18 protein-coding genes and 1 pseudogene are annotated in these 15,601 nt (G+C 34.0%); 14 read left to right on the top strand and 5 right to left on the bottom strand.

Going from position 1 to position 15,601, the window contains the following annotated elements; all coding sequences use genetic code 11:
- The first annotated feature begins 24 nt into the window (after window positions 1–24).
- The 3 genes from ACFCYJ_RS15320 to ACFCYJ_RS15310 all read left to right on the top strand — a co-directional run bounded on the left by ACFCYJ_RS15320 (window position 25) and on the right by ACFCYJ_RS15310 (window position 2,053).
- Window positions 25–720, top strand: coding sequence for an ABC transporter ATP-binding protein (locus tag ACFCYJ_RS15320; RefSeq protein WP_376074795.1), 696 nt, complete (start codon window positions 25–27; stop codon window positions 718–720).
- An 11-nt stretch (window positions 721–731) separates the two neighbouring features.
- Entirely contained in the window at window positions 732–1,442 is a 711-nt protein-coding gene (locus ACFCYJ_RS15315) for an ABC transporter permease (protein ID WP_376074794.1), read from the top strand.
- A gap of 191 nt (window positions 1,443–1,633) precedes the next feature.
- Window positions 1,634–2,053, top strand: a complete 420-nt coding sequence (locus ACFCYJ_RS15310) for a VOC family protein (RefSeq protein ID WP_376074793.1) — start codon at window positions 1,634–1,636, stop codon at window positions 2,051–2,053.
- 290 nt (window positions 2,054–2,343) lie between these two features.
- On the opposite strand, the gene ACFCYJ_RS15305 is transcribed toward ACFCYJ_RS15310, so the two are convergent.
- From ACFCYJ_RS15305 to ACFCYJ_RS15295, 3 genes and pseudogenes are all read right to left on the bottom strand, one after another.
- On the bottom strand, window positions 2,344–2,697 hold the full coding sequence (locus tag ACFCYJ_RS15305) for a cupin domain-containing protein (RefSeq protein ID WP_376074792.1): 354 nt from the start codon (window positions 2,695–2,697) through the stop codon (window positions 2,344–2,346).
- A 20-nt stretch (window positions 2,698–2,717) separates the two neighbouring features.
- A pseudogene (locus ACFCYJ_RS15300) lies at window positions 2,718–3,632 on the bottom strand (class I SAM-dependent methyltransferase).
- A 148-nt stretch (window positions 3,633–3,780) separates the two neighbouring features.
- Window positions 3,781–4,467, bottom strand: a complete 687-nt coding sequence (locus tag ACFCYJ_RS15295; RefSeq protein WP_376074791.1) for a DUF421 domain-containing protein — start codon at window positions 4,465–4,467, stop codon at window positions 3,781–3,783.
- Between the two features lie 305 nt (window positions 4,468–4,772).
- Between ACFCYJ_RS15295 and ACFCYJ_RS15290 the strand changes: the two genes are divergently transcribed.
- The gene (locus ACFCYJ_RS15290) at window positions 4,773–5,579 is read left to right on the top strand and encodes an aminoglycoside adenylyltransferase domain-containing protein (protein ID WP_376074790.1); all 807 of its coding nucleotides are present in this window, start codon (window positions 4,773–4,775) and stop codon (window positions 5,577–5,579) included.
- Between the two features lie 182 nt (window positions 5,580–5,761).
- On the top strand, window positions 5,762–6,319 hold the full coding sequence (locus ACFCYJ_RS15285) for a cysteine hydrolase family protein (RefSeq protein WP_376074789.1): 558 nt from the start codon (window positions 5,762–5,764) through the stop codon (window positions 6,317–6,319).
- Between the two features lie 366 nt (window positions 6,320–6,685).
- Here the strand turns inward: ACFCYJ_RS15285 and ACFCYJ_RS15280 are convergent, their stop codons facing one another.
- Window positions 6,686–6,811, bottom strand: a complete 126-nt coding sequence (locus ACFCYJ_RS15280; RefSeq protein ID WP_376074788.1) for a hypothetical protein — start codon at window positions 6,809–6,811, stop codon at window positions 6,686–6,688.
- 141 nt (window positions 6,812–6,952) lie between these two features.
- On the opposite strand from ACFCYJ_RS15280, the gene ACFCYJ_RS15275 reads away from it, so the two are divergent.
- The 7 genes from ACFCYJ_RS15275 (at window position 6,953) to ACFCYJ_RS15245 (ending at window position 11,791) form a co-directional block, all read left to right on the top strand.
- A complete protein-coding gene (locus ACFCYJ_RS15275; protein WP_376074787.1) occupies window positions 6,953–7,492 on the top strand; it encodes a DUF7010 family protein in 540 nt (179 codons plus the stop codon).
- 320 nt (window positions 7,493–7,812) lie between these two features.
- Window positions 7,813–8,532 (top strand): alpha/beta fold hydrolase, encoded by a 720-nt coding sequence (locus ACFCYJ_RS15270; protein WP_376074786.1) that lies wholly within the window; start codon window positions 7,813–7,815, stop codon window positions 8,530–8,532.
- 25 nt (window positions 8,533–8,557) lie between these two features.
- Window positions 8,558–9,118 (top strand): DUF1697 domain-containing protein, encoded by a 561-nt coding sequence (locus ACFCYJ_RS15265; RefSeq protein WP_376074785.1) that lies wholly within the window; start codon window positions 8,558–8,560, stop codon window positions 9,116–9,118.
- Window positions 9,119–9,625: 507 nt separating this feature from the next.
- Window positions 9,626–9,907, top strand: a complete 282-nt coding sequence (locus ACFCYJ_RS15260) for a hypothetical protein (RefSeq protein WP_376074784.1) — start codon at window positions 9,626–9,628, stop codon at window positions 9,905–9,907.
- Window positions 9,908–9,932: 25 nt separating this feature from the next.
- The gene (locus ACFCYJ_RS15255; RefSeq protein ID WP_376074783.1) at window positions 9,933–10,625 is read left to right on the top strand and encodes an ABC transporter permease; all 693 of its coding nucleotides are present in this window, start codon (window positions 9,933–9,935) and stop codon (window positions 10,623–10,625) included.
- A 79-nt stretch (window positions 10,626–10,704) separates the two neighbouring features.
- Window positions 10,705–10,890 (top strand): hypothetical protein, encoded by a 186-nt coding sequence (locus ACFCYJ_RS15250; RefSeq protein ID WP_376074782.1) that lies wholly within the window; start codon window positions 10,705–10,707, stop codon window positions 10,888–10,890.
- Window positions 10,891–11,047: 157 nt separating this feature from the next.
- Window positions 11,048–11,791, top strand: coding sequence for an amidohydrolase family protein (locus ACFCYJ_RS15245; RefSeq protein ID WP_376074781.1), 744 nt, complete (start codon window positions 11,048–11,050; stop codon window positions 11,789–11,791).
- A 321-nt stretch (window positions 11,792–12,112) separates the two neighbouring features.
- Here ACFCYJ_RS15245 and ACFCYJ_RS15240 read toward each other — a convergent pair whose 3' ends face one another.
- On the bottom strand, window positions 12,113–13,024 hold the full coding sequence (locus ACFCYJ_RS15240; RefSeq protein WP_376074780.1) for a DMT family transporter: 912 nt from the start codon (window positions 13,022–13,024) through the stop codon (window positions 12,113–12,115).
- A gap of 252 nt (window positions 13,025–13,276) precedes the next feature.
- On the opposite strand from ACFCYJ_RS15240, the gene ACFCYJ_RS15235 reads away from it, so the two are divergent.
- Window positions 13,277–14,686 carry an aminotransferase-like domain-containing protein gene (locus tag ACFCYJ_RS15235; RefSeq protein ID WP_376074779.1) on the top strand — a complete coding sequence of 470 codons (1,410 nt, stop codon included), beginning with the start codon at window positions 13,277–13,279 and terminating at the stop codon, window positions 14,684–14,686.
- A gap of 19 nt (window positions 14,687–14,705) precedes the next feature.
- On the top strand, window positions 14,706–15,332 hold the full coding sequence (locus tag ACFCYJ_RS15230) for a DUF3267 domain-containing protein (RefSeq protein WP_376074778.1): 627 nt from the start codon (window positions 14,706–14,708) through the stop codon (window positions 15,330–15,332).
- The last annotated feature ends 269 nt before the right edge of the window (window positions 15,333–15,601 follow it).

The following is a 15,601-nucleotide window of genomic DNA, read 5'->3' as shown; positions in this document are numbered from 1 at the left end:
CAATGTTAAGTAAGGGGAGAAAAAATGAAAAAACTCATTAGTGCTAGTCAATTAACGAAAAATTATAAAGCTAGGTGTGTCGTTGATCATATAAATGTTGACATTCAAGAGGGGGAGATAATAGCTTTAGTGGGCTCAAATGGTGCTGGGAAAACAACAACGATCGGTATGCTTCTTGGCATTATTCCTCAGGACAGTGGAACGATTGAGTACTGGACATCTGATTACAAAAAGGAAATAGGTACGCAGCTTCAATCAACCCCTTTTTTCGAAGGTTATTCTGTAGAGGATAATGTAAAATTATTCGGGGCATTTTATGGAATTTCGCTAACAAAAAATGAAATTGAAGAAAAACTTGCCGCTTTTGATTTATTGCAGGTCAAAAAAACGCCTGCCATCAAATTGTCATTAGGACAACAAAAACGGCTAGCAATTATCGTGACAACTTTGCATCATCCTAAATTAGTAATTTTGGATGAACCTTCTGCTGGATTGGATCCTAGAGGTCAAAGAGAAATTCAACAGATCATTAAACGTTTAAAAGATACCGGCGTTACAGTTTTATTTTCTACCCACGATATGTTGGAGGTAATGAATGTAGCTGACAGAGTGTTGATTATGCATCGTGGAAAAATAATGGCAAATGACTCACCTGATGCTTTAATGGAGCGCTATCAAACTCAAAATTTAGAAGAATTATTTTTTGAATTAACGAAGTGAGGAGCGAGAAGATGAAAGCTATTTTCGTATTAAATTTGAAATCTAGCATAAAGGATATGTATTTACTCTTTTGGTCAATATTAATGCCATTTGCTGCGATTGTTGCGTTAAGGATATTTTTACCGAGCTATGCAGGAAATTATGTAGAAGGAATTATTTCTGTTAGTGTATTTTTTTATTCATTTATGACCACTGCTTTTATAGCGTTATCGCAAAGAAAAAGAGGCGTTTATAATTTACTTCACGCAACACCAATGCCTTTATGGAGATATATCGTCAGTATTGCTAGTGCATGGGCTATAGTAGCGATTATTTTATCTTATATCGTGCTTTTATTCGCTATCGTTATCAATCAACTAAATTTTTCTTTTAATATCCTCTTATATATGACCCCGATTATTCTTATAGCTTCATTAAGTTTTGTCTTTTTAAGCTTTTTTATTTCAAGTCTCGTGAAAAACGAGGGACATCTAAGTATGACTGCAAATGTACTGATGATACCAATGCTACTTTGTAGTAATGCATTTTTTACAATGGAAAAGGCACCAAATCTTATACAAATGATTAGTCTAGTAAATCCATTTGAATGGTTTTTAAATGGAATTAAAGCCGCATTTCTAAATAACTTTAGTACATGGGGAGAATCTTTACTCCTTTTATTGGGTTGCTTAGCTTTGACACTTATCATTTCCTTAAAAACATTCAAGTATAGTGACCAATAATTATAAAAGTAAAAAATGAAATGACCAGAACTTAAAATTGAGTCTGGTCATTTCAGATTGTAGACAAATGCAACTTTGCAGACCTCACCATTGCGCATTTGTGGGGAACTTAGAAATTGTAGAACTGGTCAGAAGGGATATAAAAGCTAGAAATAGAATAATTCATTAAAGACATTGGAGAGGGCGATTAGATGAGTGAAACGTTAATTAGAATAGGAACTACTTATATTCCAGTCAGCAATGTAGAACTGTCATGTGAGTGGTATGTAAGTAAGTTGGGAGCAGAGTGCAGTTACGTAGATACCGATAAGGCTATTCTTAATTTTGCCAATCAAAGTATTTTTCTTGTTAGATCAATGAACAATCAAAGCTCAAATTTCATTGATTGCTACGGCATAGAACATTTTTCGATTACCTTTGAGGTTGATGGATTAAGTGCATTAGAGACTATTCATAAAAATTTTAGAGATAAAGGAATTAGAGTTGGAGAAGTTGAAAATAGGGGGCATGCGGGAAGAAATTTTGTTTTTTACGATTTAGACGGAAATAAATTTGATGTGTGGAGTGAGCTGAGTCCTGCTTTTAAAGTAAAATACGGGGAGGGAAAATAAGCATGGCAAGGAGTAGAAGCAATATTTATTCCGATTCCACTAAATTTCCCAGAAAATTATTTTAGCGTTGGAAAATTCTTTGATTTTACACTAGGAGTTTGTCAATAAACTATATGGAAACACTATTTCTTGAACAGTAAATTTATAGAGGGCCACTTATTAATATAAGTGACCCTTAGTAACAAGCCTCGGAGGTGTAAGACTAAACCAATTTACATTACTAAAATATGCTAAGAATGTTATTTTTGCATAGTTAATTGCCTGAGAAATAGTTTAAAAATATTAGTAACTTATTTTAAAGGCATAAAAACTGCCGGATTTAATTGCTCAGATTCTATCACGATGCCAGTTAATCCTTTATCCGTTTTAGTTTCATGCCATTCACCCTTTTCCCAAAATACTGCATCTCCAGGCTTGACTTGAAAATATTGCTCCTGTTCATTTCTTACAAATCCTTCGCCCTCTATAATTAAGAGAAGCTGGGGAACTACAGCTTGATGATAGCCAATAACATCGTTTTCTTCTAAATACATGCACCCGATACTAGCTGATGTTTCAGTGTTGATAATACGAGACATAATAAAATTTGACCTAAATTGTGTTATGTTTTTGCCATTCTCTTTAGACAATTGATAAAATTTCATTAGATTCCTCCGAACTTAACTTATTTTTTTACAGCATGAACGTAATGAATCGTTTCAAAGGCTGTTAGATAATCTTTTCGATTGTCAAAATAAAGCTCATTAATTGTATCTGGCGAAAGATGTTCATAAATAAGCAGTCCTGAGTTTTCTAACATTTTTTCCAGTTCTTCATAAGTAAAGCACGATCTCATCGGTTCACCACTTGCTGCAGCCATTTTCACCATGTTATCAACACGATTTGAAATTCCACTTTCTTTAAATAGTTTTTCATCTGCATAATCAAATATGATGGAACTTCCTGATGGTACATTGGCAAATAAATGATCAAGTAAGCTTGAAGTTTCCTCTTTCGTTAAATAATAGGAAACGCCTAATAGACTAAAGAAAGTTTTTTTATTGTCAAAGCCGCTATCCAATAAATTTTGAGTTGCAAACTTTTTTGTGAAATCCATCGAAACGAAATGTACATTACTAGGAAGCTTTAGATTAACTTCAGCCATTCTTTTCTTTTTAAATTCCTATGTTGCAGGGTGATCAATTTCGAAGATTTCCAACATGTTTTCAAGTTCAGAGTGTCTTAAGCCAAACGTATCTAACCCTGCTCCGAGTATGACATATTGCTGTAAACCTAACATGACTTCATTTAGCAAAACTTTTTCACAATATGCTGCACGTGCTAAGGGAGTAGGAGAGAGTTGAGTTTGCACAATCCATTTTAATAGCTCTTCAGTTTGTCCATTTAGTTTTTCTGCGATTTCTTTGTTAAAAAACTGGATGCCTTGTACCATATTTGTTTGAATGTCATGGAACTCTTTTGGTGTGATTAATTCTTTTGCAAGGTAGTCATCAAAAATTATAGGGGTATCGAATTGACTGTGATAAGCTCTGGCAAAAGCTGAGATTAATGAAGTTAAACTGGATTCACCTTTGTTCATGCAAATACACTCCTTCAAAAAAAATAGGATTCCCCCTGGCCAGGAGAATCCTATTGTACAAATAAATATAATAAAAGTAAATTATTGCATAAATAGATTTTTTTGTCAATTTTTTAGTACTGGGAAGCAACTGGATATGGAAATTTCCTTAATCAAATTTTTGGATAAATATTTTACCATTCGGTTGAATTTCTGCATAAAAAACTTCTTCGATTGATTGTATTTTTGCTTTTTTTAATTCGTTATCCAGCCATTCTTTACTTTTTCCAACTTCCAATAAATTTCGTTTCAATAGCTTCCCATCAGTGATGATTTCAATAGGGATAAAAGCCGGGGATGAAGGAGCAATTTTTAAATCCATCTTTTGTGGGCTTTGAAATTCAGGTTTTTTAAGAATACTAAGCATGCCATTGGGTTCTAATATAGCATAGTCAATTTCTGTAATTGAAAAAACTTGATATTGTCTAATCATCATCGTAAGGTCATCAATATTAATTTTAGTGTTTGCTAAAGCTTTTCTATCTATTTTCCCTTTTTTAATAACAATTGTCGGTTGTCCATCAAGTAATGTTCTTGCTTTTCCGGATTTCATAGCGATGTAACTAATTAAAGTAGTAAGCGCACACCAAACAATTAAGCTTACTAAAAATTTTGTGTATACAATTGTTTTTAAAACTACCATATTGGCTGCCATTGAACCAATTGTAATACCAGTTACGTAGTTAAAGAAGGTTAAGTGACTTAGTTGTTTTTTACCTAAAAACCTCGTAAGTGTCAGCAGAACAAAAAAACTAATAATCGTTTGAACAACTACTTGTAAATAACTTGTGTACAAATTCTCCCACTCCTTATCTAATCCCTAGAATACCCAATGAATTTTTAAAAGATACTCCGATATGACAACAGAGCTGGATTCGAATAGATTTGTTCTAATCAAAAGTAGAGATAACCTTTGTCTAAAACGTATGTTATGTATGTAAGTTGATTGGAATGAAGACTGGACGCCCCCAAGAAAGTGCCTAGTCGGAACAGAAATGAACCCTACATTTAGATGATAACCGCATTAATATCAACAAATAATGGAAAATATAGAAAGCATTTTGTTAATATTGTATTGATCAGATTAAAAGGAGTGTTTTTATGGATTCTAGAGTTCCTATTCCGGTTCAAAAAGTTTTAAATGAATATATAACCCTATTTCAAAATGAAATGCCTAATACACTGGAAGGGTTCTATTTACATGGCTCCATTGCTCTAAACGCATACATAAACGGTTCTAGTGATATCGATTTTATTACAGTTGTAAACAGAACCTTAACAGAAGAAGATGCGAAAGTTATATCCGACCTTCATAAAGAATTAAATCGAAAATATAAGAATGTAGGGATGGATGGAAGTTATATACTTGTTGAGGATGTTGGAAAGAAACAGAGTGAGGTAAAAGGCTGTTTAAAGGTAAATGAAGGCAAAATAAATTGGGGTAACGATGATATTAACCCAATTACATGGTGGATTTTAAACAATAAAGGAATCACCATTCTAGGATCAGATGTAGCTACATATAACTTCAATGTAGATGAAAGAGTGCTTAATGATTATGTTTTAGAAAATATGAACAGTTATTGGTCGAATAGATTGCAAAAAATAAAAAAATATAAAGCATTCTTAATACCAAATAAATTAGTTGATTTAGAAGTAGAGTGGTCAATAACAGGTGTTTTACGGCAATTTTACACATTAGAAGAAAACGATATTGTTTCAAAAGTTGATGCATGTAAATATGCAATACATCATTTACCAGAAGAATTTCACAAAATTATTAACGAAGCCATCAGTATTCGAGAAGGCTCCAATATACGCTATTGTAATTCGAAAAAACAACGCATCGATGACACTATTCAATGTATGGATTATATACTTAAAGATTGTAATAGTACCAAAAATTAGTGAATTGTTTCATTTCATATGCTACCTTTTATTGGAAAATATGATAAAATTAATTAGTCTTAAATGACAATTTTGGGGTAGATATTATGATTAAAAATTATGTTAGCGTGATAAACAAAAAGGGGAAACCGTCTAACTAAAATATTATATAGCGTTTCCTCATATTGAAAGGGGAAAATTATTTGAATCAAGCATTACTTATTATTGATGCTCAGCAAGATTTAATCGATGGCAACGAGGAAGAAAGAGCTGTTTTTAATAAAGAACTGCTTATTAAAAATATCAATTTAGTTATTGAAAAAGCAAGAAAATCCAATGTTCCAGTCGTCTTTGTAAGGGATCTCGATGTAGCTGAAGGTAAAGGGCAAGGATTCGATATTCATAATGGCATTAATGTACCTACGGAAGTTAAGATTTTCGATAAAAAAGCATCGAATTGTTTCCATGGGACTGAACTGCTAAATCATTTACAATCTCAAGATATTAAACATGTTGTTGTGATGGGCTGCTCGACGCAGCACTGTATCGATAGTGCAGTAAGAACTGCGACTATTAGTGGTTTGGATGTTACGTTAGTTGGTGATGGGCATTCAACTGCGGACAGTGATGTTTTAAGTGCAGAACAAATTATTAAGCATCATAATCATACTCTTCATGGTCATTACAATGTCGAACACTTTTCTGTTGTTAGAAATTCAGAAGAAGGCTTGTTTCAACCTACACATGATTCGTATAGATAAGTAAAATTCTAATGGTCCTTGGTATTTACCCTATAAAGTGAGAAACAAATAAAAACCCTATCACTTAAAAAAGTGAGAGGGTTTTTGCTATACCAAAAAAAGATTGATTTCAGTTACTATTTTTATGTAGTTAAGATACCCCTGTCAAGTAATGTAACAAAATAAAATACTGTGCATCAAAGTGAATTTTTGCTGCTTATTTCATACTACTTTGATATTTTTAAATTAAGAAAGGAGTTAGAATGAAAACACTATTTTTCTATGATAAAAATCTTCCAAAAGATGAAGCACACGTAATACTTAATTCTAATAATTAATTAGTCTAACTATTATCTCATTTCTAAGCTCAATCACTTTTGGAGTTATTTATCCATTTTTATGGCAATATGGCACATTTAGTAGCCCTGTGAATAGTACTTTATCAACGGCTGCAAATGTTTTCGTTGGATTCGCATGTGTGTGGCTCTTTTCTAAAGAAATGTACTTGTTCATAGTTCCATACTGGTTTATCGTTGTACTTATAACGCTAACTATTCATATTATTACTTTTTACTTTTATGCTAAATATGAGAACGAGCGATTAAGCAAAGAATTAAACGCTAGGATAAAAAATGCAGTAAAGGAGTGAGACTCATGAATCTGCGTGAAATTCGTTTGGATTGTGCAATCAAACAAAAAAGAGGATTACATTTTATAGTAGCTTCCATAGTTATTTGGGGGTTGGTATTTGTGATACATATAACCAACCTGCCGATCTTAACGAAAAATCTTTTGACATTTTGTTGTACTGCACCACTTTTACCCTTAGCTTTTATACTATCTAAATTAATGAAAATTGATTTTAAGAATGTGAAAAACCCGCTTACAAATCTGGGCATGTTATTCTCTTTTAATCAAATTATCTATTTACTTATTGCTATGTGGATTTATCCGACTATCCCAGAAAAACTTGTTATGGTAATTGCCATGATTTTCGGTGCTCATTTACTGCCGTTTAGCTGGCTATATCTTTCGAAAGTGTATATGTTTTTCTCGATAATTATTCCATTTTTAGCTTTAGTAGTTGGCCTTTCATTTTCACCGGCAATTCTGGCATTGGTAATGATTATTATAGAAATAGCATTTTGCATGTCATTGTGGATCGAAAATAAAAATTTGGTCCCTATTGAGTAAAGGATGGTTCATTCTTCGCTAATGGGTATCACTACTCTAAATATTGTAATTAAAAACTAGGCTGAAAATCTCCTGTTGAGTATAGAAAACTTTCAGCCTAAAGGTTTTGGTGACGCTTTTGTCGTATCATGACTTCTATAATTTTGTTATCCAACAGACAGAGTATTTTTTAGTTCAGTGGGAAGCGTGAAAAGGTAATTATACAAAGTAGGAGGATATTTGATGGCAAACGTTAATGCGAACAATATCACGATCCATTACGAAATTAGAGGTCAAGGGACGCCTATATTGTTTTTGCATGGGAGCGGGCATCATGGAAAATGTGGGAGCCTCAAATTGAAGCATTTTCTACACACTATCAAATGATTATGCCAGATTATAGAGGACATGGTGATACAACAAAGGAATTCCCGAATAATAAATATGATCACCATATCATTGTGGAGGATATCAAATATTTTTTGGATGTACTAGGAATTAGCAAAATTCATGTCGTCGGTGTATCGCAAGGTGGTCAATTGGCTACTCTACTTGCAATAAAATACCCAACTTACGTAGATAAGCTTGTAGTCTCTAATAGTTATAGCGAGATGCCCACAGTCGCGGCTAGCTGGGTACTGACGATATCAAATTTTATATTTAGTTTACTTCCATACCACACAATAATAAATCTCATGATGAAATTGTATAAAGGGGATCCTTATACTCAACGTATTTTAAGAGAGTCTTTTTCGATTGATAAGAAGATGTTACTTGCGATGAAAAAGGCACCATTTCCAACTCATACTGATCAATTGTATCGAATAAAGTCACCTACACTTGTAATGGGCGGCGAAGGAAAAGTTATAACAGGTGTTGATGAAGGGAAAGGATCCCGAATTATTTTTAACCATATTCAAAATGCAAAACTAGCATTATTCAAAAATGCATTCGATCCATTAAGTACGATGTCCAGAGATATTTTTAATGAGATGATTATTGATTTTCTAGAGGATAAGCCTTTACAGCAATATAAGGATGTAGCTATTTTTAGTAAATAAAATGTATATAGAAAGGCGGGATAGTATGACCATTTACATTGCGCTACTTAGAGGAATTAATGTAGGCGGGCATAATAAAATCATCATGGCAGAATTAAGAAGTTCTCTTGGGCAGCTTGGATTACATAATGTGAAGACATATATCCAAAGTGGAAACATCCTTTTTGAATCAGACGAAACTGAGGAGCTTTTGCAAACGAAAATACACGATAAAATTAAAGCGGATTTTGGAGTATCTAGCGTTGTTGTCATTAGGACAGCAGAGGAAATACAGCGGATTGTTAGTCAATCCCCTTTTTCAGATCAGGAGATTTCGGAAGCGGAGCAATCATGTAAAGGGGAATGTTTGCATGTTGCTTTGTTGCCGACAGCTCCTTCGAAGGTCAATAGTGACCAATTTTTAACCTTTACAAACGAAAGAGAACGCAGTGTCATAAGTGGAAGAGATGTGTATCTTTTATTTTATGACAGCATTCGAAATTCCAAACTAGGCAATAATCTAAAAAAACTTGAGATTCCAGCGACTGTCCGCAATTGGAAAACGCTCATGAAGCTTTCAAGTTTGGTTGAAGAATTCAAACATTGATACCATTAATCACAATATAGAAAATACATTTTGTGGTTTTTGTGGAATTTGTTAGAATAATATGCTAAACTAGTAGTGTCATGGTTAACAAATGAACACGCATAAAAACAGCTAGGTATTCACAATTTTTTTGTGAGCCTAGCTTTTTTTGTTGATGACTTGTAACAATAAAAATCAATAAAGCTAATTGAACTGCACCTCAATTATTAGTTAATTTCTAATAATTGGGGTGCAGTTTTTAATTAATAAATTTGTAAGGAATGAGTAAGAAAAAAGAGATGATCGATTCGTACAATTAAAGTACATGAAAGGGGTCGTTTTAAGTGTAAACATGTATGTGGAGAAGGGTGAAATTCTATTACTTTATTGGATAGAGTACTGAAAAGATATCGATTAATGTCAGCACTTTGAAAAAACACTTATGAATGATATTGAGATTGAAAGTAATAAAAAATACATAGCTCTTTAGAGGAGCATTTCTTAAATGAACGAACGGAGAGAGAATCCATGCTTAAACTGATGGAACTAGGGTGGAAAAAATATCAATTATCTAAATACTTTATAAGAATAATCATTTGTATTCTGGCGACCTCCTTTCCAGTTGATCTTGTGCCGTGGGGATTTAAAGTTGGAAGTGGACTAATGCCAGTATTAGATATTCTTATTAAAACAACATTGACTATTATTTTAGCTATTATTTTATTACGTTTATTAATTGATAAATACTGGAATGGTTATGACGTACCAATATTTAACATAGTGAGTGTTGTTTATATTATCATGCAATAACAAACCGAGGAGGAGAAATGGTGCTATGCTACATCTATTAAAGCTGGAAATGAAGAAATTTAAATTAGGTTGGTATGTAAAAGGTGCAATTATCGCAAACATCGTTATAACAGCAATAGTGTGTTTCGTTATTTATATTGCACAAAGAGAAGGGGATATACCCATTTCAACGTATCAAGATGTTTATGTAATGATTGGTGCTAGTGTGAGGGCAACGTTTATTGTGTTTGCCTCGGTATTAATTGCGAAACTAGTTATTGAAGAATATAAAAACAGAACCATTTTGATTATGTTCACTTATCCGGTTAGTCGTAAGAAATTGATTGCTAGTAAACTGGCCTTGATCGCTGTTTTAACCTTAATGACTATGATGTTGTCAAATATCGTTGTAGCTGGTCTTTTTTCGATCATTAATTTTTATTTTCCTATCGTTCCATTTTCAATAACTGCAAACCAGTTTATTGGAGAAGTCATAAACATAATACCTTTTGCTATTGCCGCAACAGGAACAAGCTTAATTCCATTGTATTTTGGGATGCGTAATCATTCTGTTCCGGCAACTATTGGTTCATCTCTACTCGTAGTAGCGATTGCTTGTTCTTATAATCCTGCAGTCTCATTGGTGACCTTCATTCCACTTCAATTAGGGCTTGCAGCTGTGGGCGTAATAATTGCGTATCTAGGTATTCGTAATATTGAAAACGAGGATGCGATGTAGCTTGAAGTATGGTAAAACGGTATTAGTAATGAATATTTGTACTTACAATAAAAAATGAAAAGAGAGAAGGCAACTAGAAATGGGAATGATTATAGGCATTAGTATAGGTGCAGTTTTGGGTGTGGTTTTATTAGTAATTAGCATAATATTATTTTGGATAAGTAAGAGAAAACAAGAAGAGAATCGCTATGCAATATGGATCATGGTGGCAGGTTTTATAGCGTTAATTACATCAGGAAGCAATGCTTTAAGGTATTTCTTATAAGGAATTATATTTTGTTTTGACTCAAGATAGGATTTTTGCAAGACTTTAACGATTTGGACGTTCTATTTGATAAGAAAAAATTATGAATTTACATAAAAAATCATAAATTTTCTTTATGTTCTTTGTTTGATAACGTAATAGAAAGGAGGCAGGAAAGATGAGAATTTTTGATGCACATTTTCACATTATTGATTTTGATTTTCCGATTACTGAAAATCAAGGATATGTACCACCAAGCTTTGTTGTAGAAGATTATCAAAAAGAAACAGCGACTTATCCTATTGTAGGTGGGGCAATTGTATCAGGTTCCTTTCAAGGTTTTGACCAAGCTTACTTAGTGAATGCTTTAGAGAAAATGGGGTCTGCATTTTGTGGTGTTACGCAGCTACCATTTTCGGTGACAGATGATGAGATTATGGATTTACATAACAGAGGTGTACGTGCACTACGATTCAATGTGAAGCGTGGCGGCTCCGAAGATTTATCGAAACTCGATTACTTAGCGAGACGTGTTTATGATTTAACTGGCTGGCATAGTGAATTATATATAGACGCAAAAAATTTGCCTGAAATTGCACCATCGATTGAAAACTTACCGGCGATTTCAATTGATCATTTAGGATTATCCGAGGAAGGTTTACCTCATTTGTTGCGCCTCGTAGAAAAAGGTGTACGAGTAAAGGCGACAGGATTTGGTCGTGTGGAGCTCGATGTACAACATGCTTTGAAGTCTATTTATACAGTTAATCCCGAAGCGCTAATGTTCGGTACAGACTTACCGTCCACACGAGCAAAAAGACCATTTGCTTATGCAGATATTGAACTGATTCAAGAATTATTTGATGCAACGTCAGCTGAGAAAATTCTTTATCAAAACGCGATGAATTTTTATTTCAAGTGAGTTTTTGGGTAGAAATGCTATAGAAATCGCTGATTGCCTTTCACATCTATTGTGGAAGGTTTTTTTTATGCGCTTTGAGAGCAATCGAGATGGGCAACTAAATGCCTAATGATTCTCGACGTTTCTGATAGTTAAATAGAGAATAGAGCGAAAAGGTGTTATTAATGCAATATGTTCCAACGATCAAGCATCATCTACAATGTTAGAAATTGCTTCTTAAAAAGATTGAAAAATGGACAACAGGTATAGAACGATAACTACACTAATTCCTGTTGTCAACAGTCTGTAAAGATCAATGAAGCAATTATTCAATCGAGCCAGTTAGTTTAAACTCTGAGCATTCTTATCTTCTTTCAAAATATCTTCTTTCTTTATGTTTGCAATAAATACACCTACTAAAGTAATCAAGCCACCTGTAATGGCAGAAAAATGTGGTACCTCACCAAGCCAGATCCATGCGATAAGAAATGCAAAAACAGAAGTTAAATAAAGTGTACTCGTAGCTTCAGCTGCTCCTGTTCGTGATGTAACATAGGCTAGCATAAAATAGGGAATGATTGTTGGGAAAATGCCAAGATACAAAGTGACGAATGTTGCATTTAACGGCGCATCCATAATGGCTTCACGTAGGCCTGGCGAGAATAGTAACATAAAAATAGTACCTGACCAAATTGCGTACATCGTGAAGGGAAGAGCCCCGTATTTTTCTAGATAACGACGTTGAAAAACAAAGTATATACTTTCGGAAAGAGATGCTACTAAAACTAGGATAATCCCAGTATTAAAAGCAAAGTCTTCAGTTGAACCTCCTACAGAAATAAATGCTACACCACAAAAACCAACAAGTGAACCTACCCATCCCCATAATCCAAGCTTCTCACGATAAAAGAATACAGCTAACAAGGCGGTGAATATAGGGGTTGTGGAAACAAGTAAACTTGCAACCCCCGCACTAATCGTTTGCTCTCCGTAATTTAGTGCTACTTGATACACGGTGAAACCTAAAAAGCCAAGTAATAAAATAATGGGGATATCTTTTAACGCAGGTAAAGGAGTTTTTTTGATAACTGCTATGATTATTAATATAAATGAGCCGACTAATAATCGTAAAAGTGAAATATGCTCAGGCGAATATGCCGTCAATGCCACTCGTATTCCTGGAAAAGCAGATGCCCATAAAAGGATTGTTATGAAATGAGCTGAAATAATCTTAAGATCTAATGTTTTTAACATGAATACACCTCTTTATCCAACCAATTAAATTTATGTTTTCAATATTAATAGGATTTTGGTAAAATTTCTCCAACAGGTTAAAATGAAAATAACCAACCAGTTTAACTTATTTCAGCGGGTATCAAACAACCGCTAAAATAAGTTAAAGCCTCCGGCGGATGTCACGGAATCGGAAAAGAGTTCTTTGTGCAAGCACAAAGCCGATTCCGGACACAATTATGCCAAGGCATAATTGAACAATAAGGAGTACATATGAAAAAGCCAAAATACCAATTGATTATTGATTTTATAAAAGAGAAAATTGCGAAGGGGGAGTGGGCGATCGGCAGTCCTATACCGAGTCAACGTAATCTGGCAAACCTGTTTGAGGTTAACCGTAGTACAGTCATAACCGCATTAGAGGAACTAATGGCAGAAGGACTCATTGAAGGCAAAGCAGGGAAGGAAACTGTTGTCACCAATAATACGTGGACTTTGATGGGGGCAAAATCCTCGACGAACTGGAATGAAAATGTCACTTTAGGCATTCATAAACCTAGCGTTTCTATGGTTCAGGAGATTAACGAAGCGGAATCGAATGCGAATCTAATTCAATTGAGTAAAGGGGAGTTATCACCAGAGATGTTCCCTTTAGAAGAGATGAAATCCGTTGTTCAAAAGGTTTCGAATCAATTGACCACTTTTGGCTATGAAGAGCCAAAAGGAAATATAAAATTACGCCAAGCCATTAGTGATTATTTGAAGGTAAGAGGAATTGAAGCATCTCCGTCGTCAATCCTTGTCGTTTCTGGTGCGCTCCAAGCTGTACATCTAATTTCAATTGGACTCCTGAAAAGAGGTTCAACGGTATTGTTAGAAATGCCGTCCTACCTTTACTCATTGACAGTATTTGAGTCTGCGGGGATGGAGTTGCAAGGGTTAACGATGGACAATGAGGGGATCATCATAGATTCCATCTATCCAATAAATGAAAAAGGAAAGAATATTTTATATACGATTCCTACCTTCCACAATCCAACAGGTGCCTTAATGCAAGAAGAGAGACGAGAGAAATTAATTGCATACTGTGAAAGAGAGCAACTGCCAGTTATAGAAGATGATGTGTACCGTGATTTATGGATTGACAATCCACCACCTAAGCCACTGAAAGCAATGGATCATTATGGAAATGTATTGTATGTTGGAAGTTTATCCAAAACCCTTAGTCCAGGATTACGAATTGGGTGGGTAGTTGGTTCGGAGTCAGTCATTAATCGATTAGCAGATTTAAAAATGCAATCCGATTATGGATCAAGTACTCTTTCCCAGCTTGTGGCAGCAGAGTGGTTATCAAGTAATCTCTATGATGATCACCTTGATAAAGTAAGAGAACAACTTAAAATTCGTAGAAAAGTTGCTTTAGATGCACTGGAAAAATACTTGAGTCCATACGCTACGTGGGACATCCCAAAAGGTGGATTGTTCATATGGGTTAAAATAAAGCCTGAATTTAAAGTGAAAAGGCTATTTGAGAAAGCATTATCCAATAATATTCTTCTAAATCCTGGTAGTATTTATGCCGAAAAATCAGGATTATTTATACGAATCTCCTACGGGTATGCTTCGCTCGATAAAATTAAAGAAGGCATATTTCAATTAAGTGAAATTGTTAAAAATCAATAGATCGTAATGGAGGGGTTTAATGAAATTACTAAACAAATTACCCAAAAGTGACCCAAACTTACATGTAGAATTAATTAAAAATGGTTGGATTCCGATGAAAGAACCTAAGAATTTAATAAGTGCTATATTGTTATCGATCCCTTTAATGATTATCGCTTCAATGATTTCTATTGGGGTAATAAATATTTTCTCCAGTATTTTTTTGAGTGATTTTGGATTTTCATCTGGTGCAATAACTTTAACCATTAACTTTAGTATTATTTTGTGGCTAGTCTTATTAATGATCATTCACGAATTACTTCATGTGATGTTCATTCCTAATTTTATGAAATCAGAAAAAACTTCTGTAGGGCTTACTCTGTTCGGGGCTTTTGTCATTACGGAAGAAGAGATTTCAAAATCAAGATATATCTTCATTACGGTTGCTCCTTTTATAATACTTTCAATAATTTTGCCACTAATTTTAAGTGTATTTGGACTATTAACAACGACATTAAAGTTCTTGGTCATATTAAACGCAATGGGATCGTCAGTTGATTTACTAAATCTTCTTCTAATTATGAAACAGGTACCGAAACATGCAACTTTAACATGTAATGGACCAAACACTTATTGGAAAAAAACGCAGACTGAACAAATAGGGTAAAGATATCGAAAGTCATCTTAATAGGAATATTCCGTTATAGAAACAATGTGTCAACGCTGATGATTACATAACAGCAAACGGGACTGCTACATTGGAATTTGCAAAAGAAATTATGAATCATCTGCAAGTACATTCAGTAGAGAAGATACAAAAATGGTGCGATTTCAATAAAAATGGCTTTTACGAAACATAATTTTTAGTATTTTTGCGTAGAAGGGCTTTTGTGGAATTGACTTATAATACGTTTTATAAAGTTTCTGTCCTTTGAC

Origin of the sequence: Lysinibacillus sp. NPDC056232 (genome assembly GCF_042267565.1) — a bacterium.
Classification (GTDB): domain Bacteria; phylum Bacillota; class Bacilli; order Bacillales_A; family Planococcaceae; genus Lysinibacillus.
This window is presented reverse-complemented; position numbering and strand designations above follow the sequence as displayed.

Bases quoted from the DNA above. Each gene is read 5' to 3' on its own strand.
- ACFCYJ_RS15320 (WP_376074795.1), top strand. From the start codon at position 25: ATGAAAAAACTCATTAGTGCTAGTCAATTAACGAAAAATTATAAAGCT.
- ACFCYJ_RS15315 (WP_376074794.1), top strand. From the start codon at position 732: ATGAAAGCTATTTTCGTATTAAATTTGAAATCTAGCATAAAGGATATG.
- ACFCYJ_RS15310 (WP_376074793.1), top strand. From the start codon at position 1,634: ATGAGTGAAACGTTAATTAGAATAGGAACTACTTATATTCCAGTCAGC.
- ACFCYJ_RS15305 (WP_376074792.1), bottom strand. From the start codon at position 2,697: ATGAAATTTTATCAATTGTCTAAAGAGAATGGCAAAAACATAACACAA.
- ACFCYJ_RS15290 (WP_376074790.1), top strand. From the start codon at position 4,773: ATGGATTCTAGAGTTCCTATTCCGGTTCAAAAAGTTTTAAATGAATAT.
- ACFCYJ_RS15280 (WP_376074788.1), bottom strand. From the start codon at position 6,811: ATGAACAAGTACATTTCTTTAGAAAAGAGCCACACACATGCGAATCCA.
- ACFCYJ_RS15275 (WP_376074787.1), top strand. From the start codon at position 6,953: ATGAATCTGCGTGAAATTCGTTTGGATTGTGCAATCAAACAAAAAAGA.
- ACFCYJ_RS15270 (WP_376074786.1), top strand. From the start codon at position 7,813: ATGTGGGAGCCTCAAATTGAAGCATTTTCTACACACTATCAAATGATT.
- ACFCYJ_RS15265 (WP_376074785.1), top strand. From the start codon at position 8,558: ATGACCATTTACATTGCGCTACTTAGAGGAATTAATGTAGGCGGGCAT.
- ACFCYJ_RS15260 (WP_376074784.1), top strand. From the start codon at position 9,626: ATGCTTAAACTGATGGAACTAGGGTGGAAAAAATATCAATTATCTAAA.
- ACFCYJ_RS15255 (WP_376074783.1), top strand. From the start codon at position 9,933: ATGCTACATCTATTAAAGCTGGAAATGAAGAAATTTAAATTAGGTTGG.
- ACFCYJ_RS15250 (WP_376074782.1), top strand. From the start codon at position 10,705: ATGGGAATGATTATAGGCATTAGTATAGGTGCAGTTTTGGGTGTGGTT.
- ACFCYJ_RS15245 (WP_376074781.1), top strand. From the start codon at position 11,048: ATGAGAATTTTTGATGCACATTTTCACATTATTGATTTTGATTTTCCG.
- ACFCYJ_RS15240 (WP_376074780.1), bottom strand. From the start codon at position 13,024: ATGTTAAAAACATTAGATCTTAAGATTATTTCAGCTCATTTCATAACA.
- ACFCYJ_RS15235 (WP_376074779.1), top strand. From the start codon at position 13,277: ATGAAAAAGCCAAAATACCAATTGATTATTGATTTTATAAAAGAGAAA.
- ACFCYJ_RS15230 (WP_376074778.1), top strand. From the start codon at position 14,706: ATGAAATTACTAAACAAATTACCCAAAAGTGACCCAAACTTACATGTA.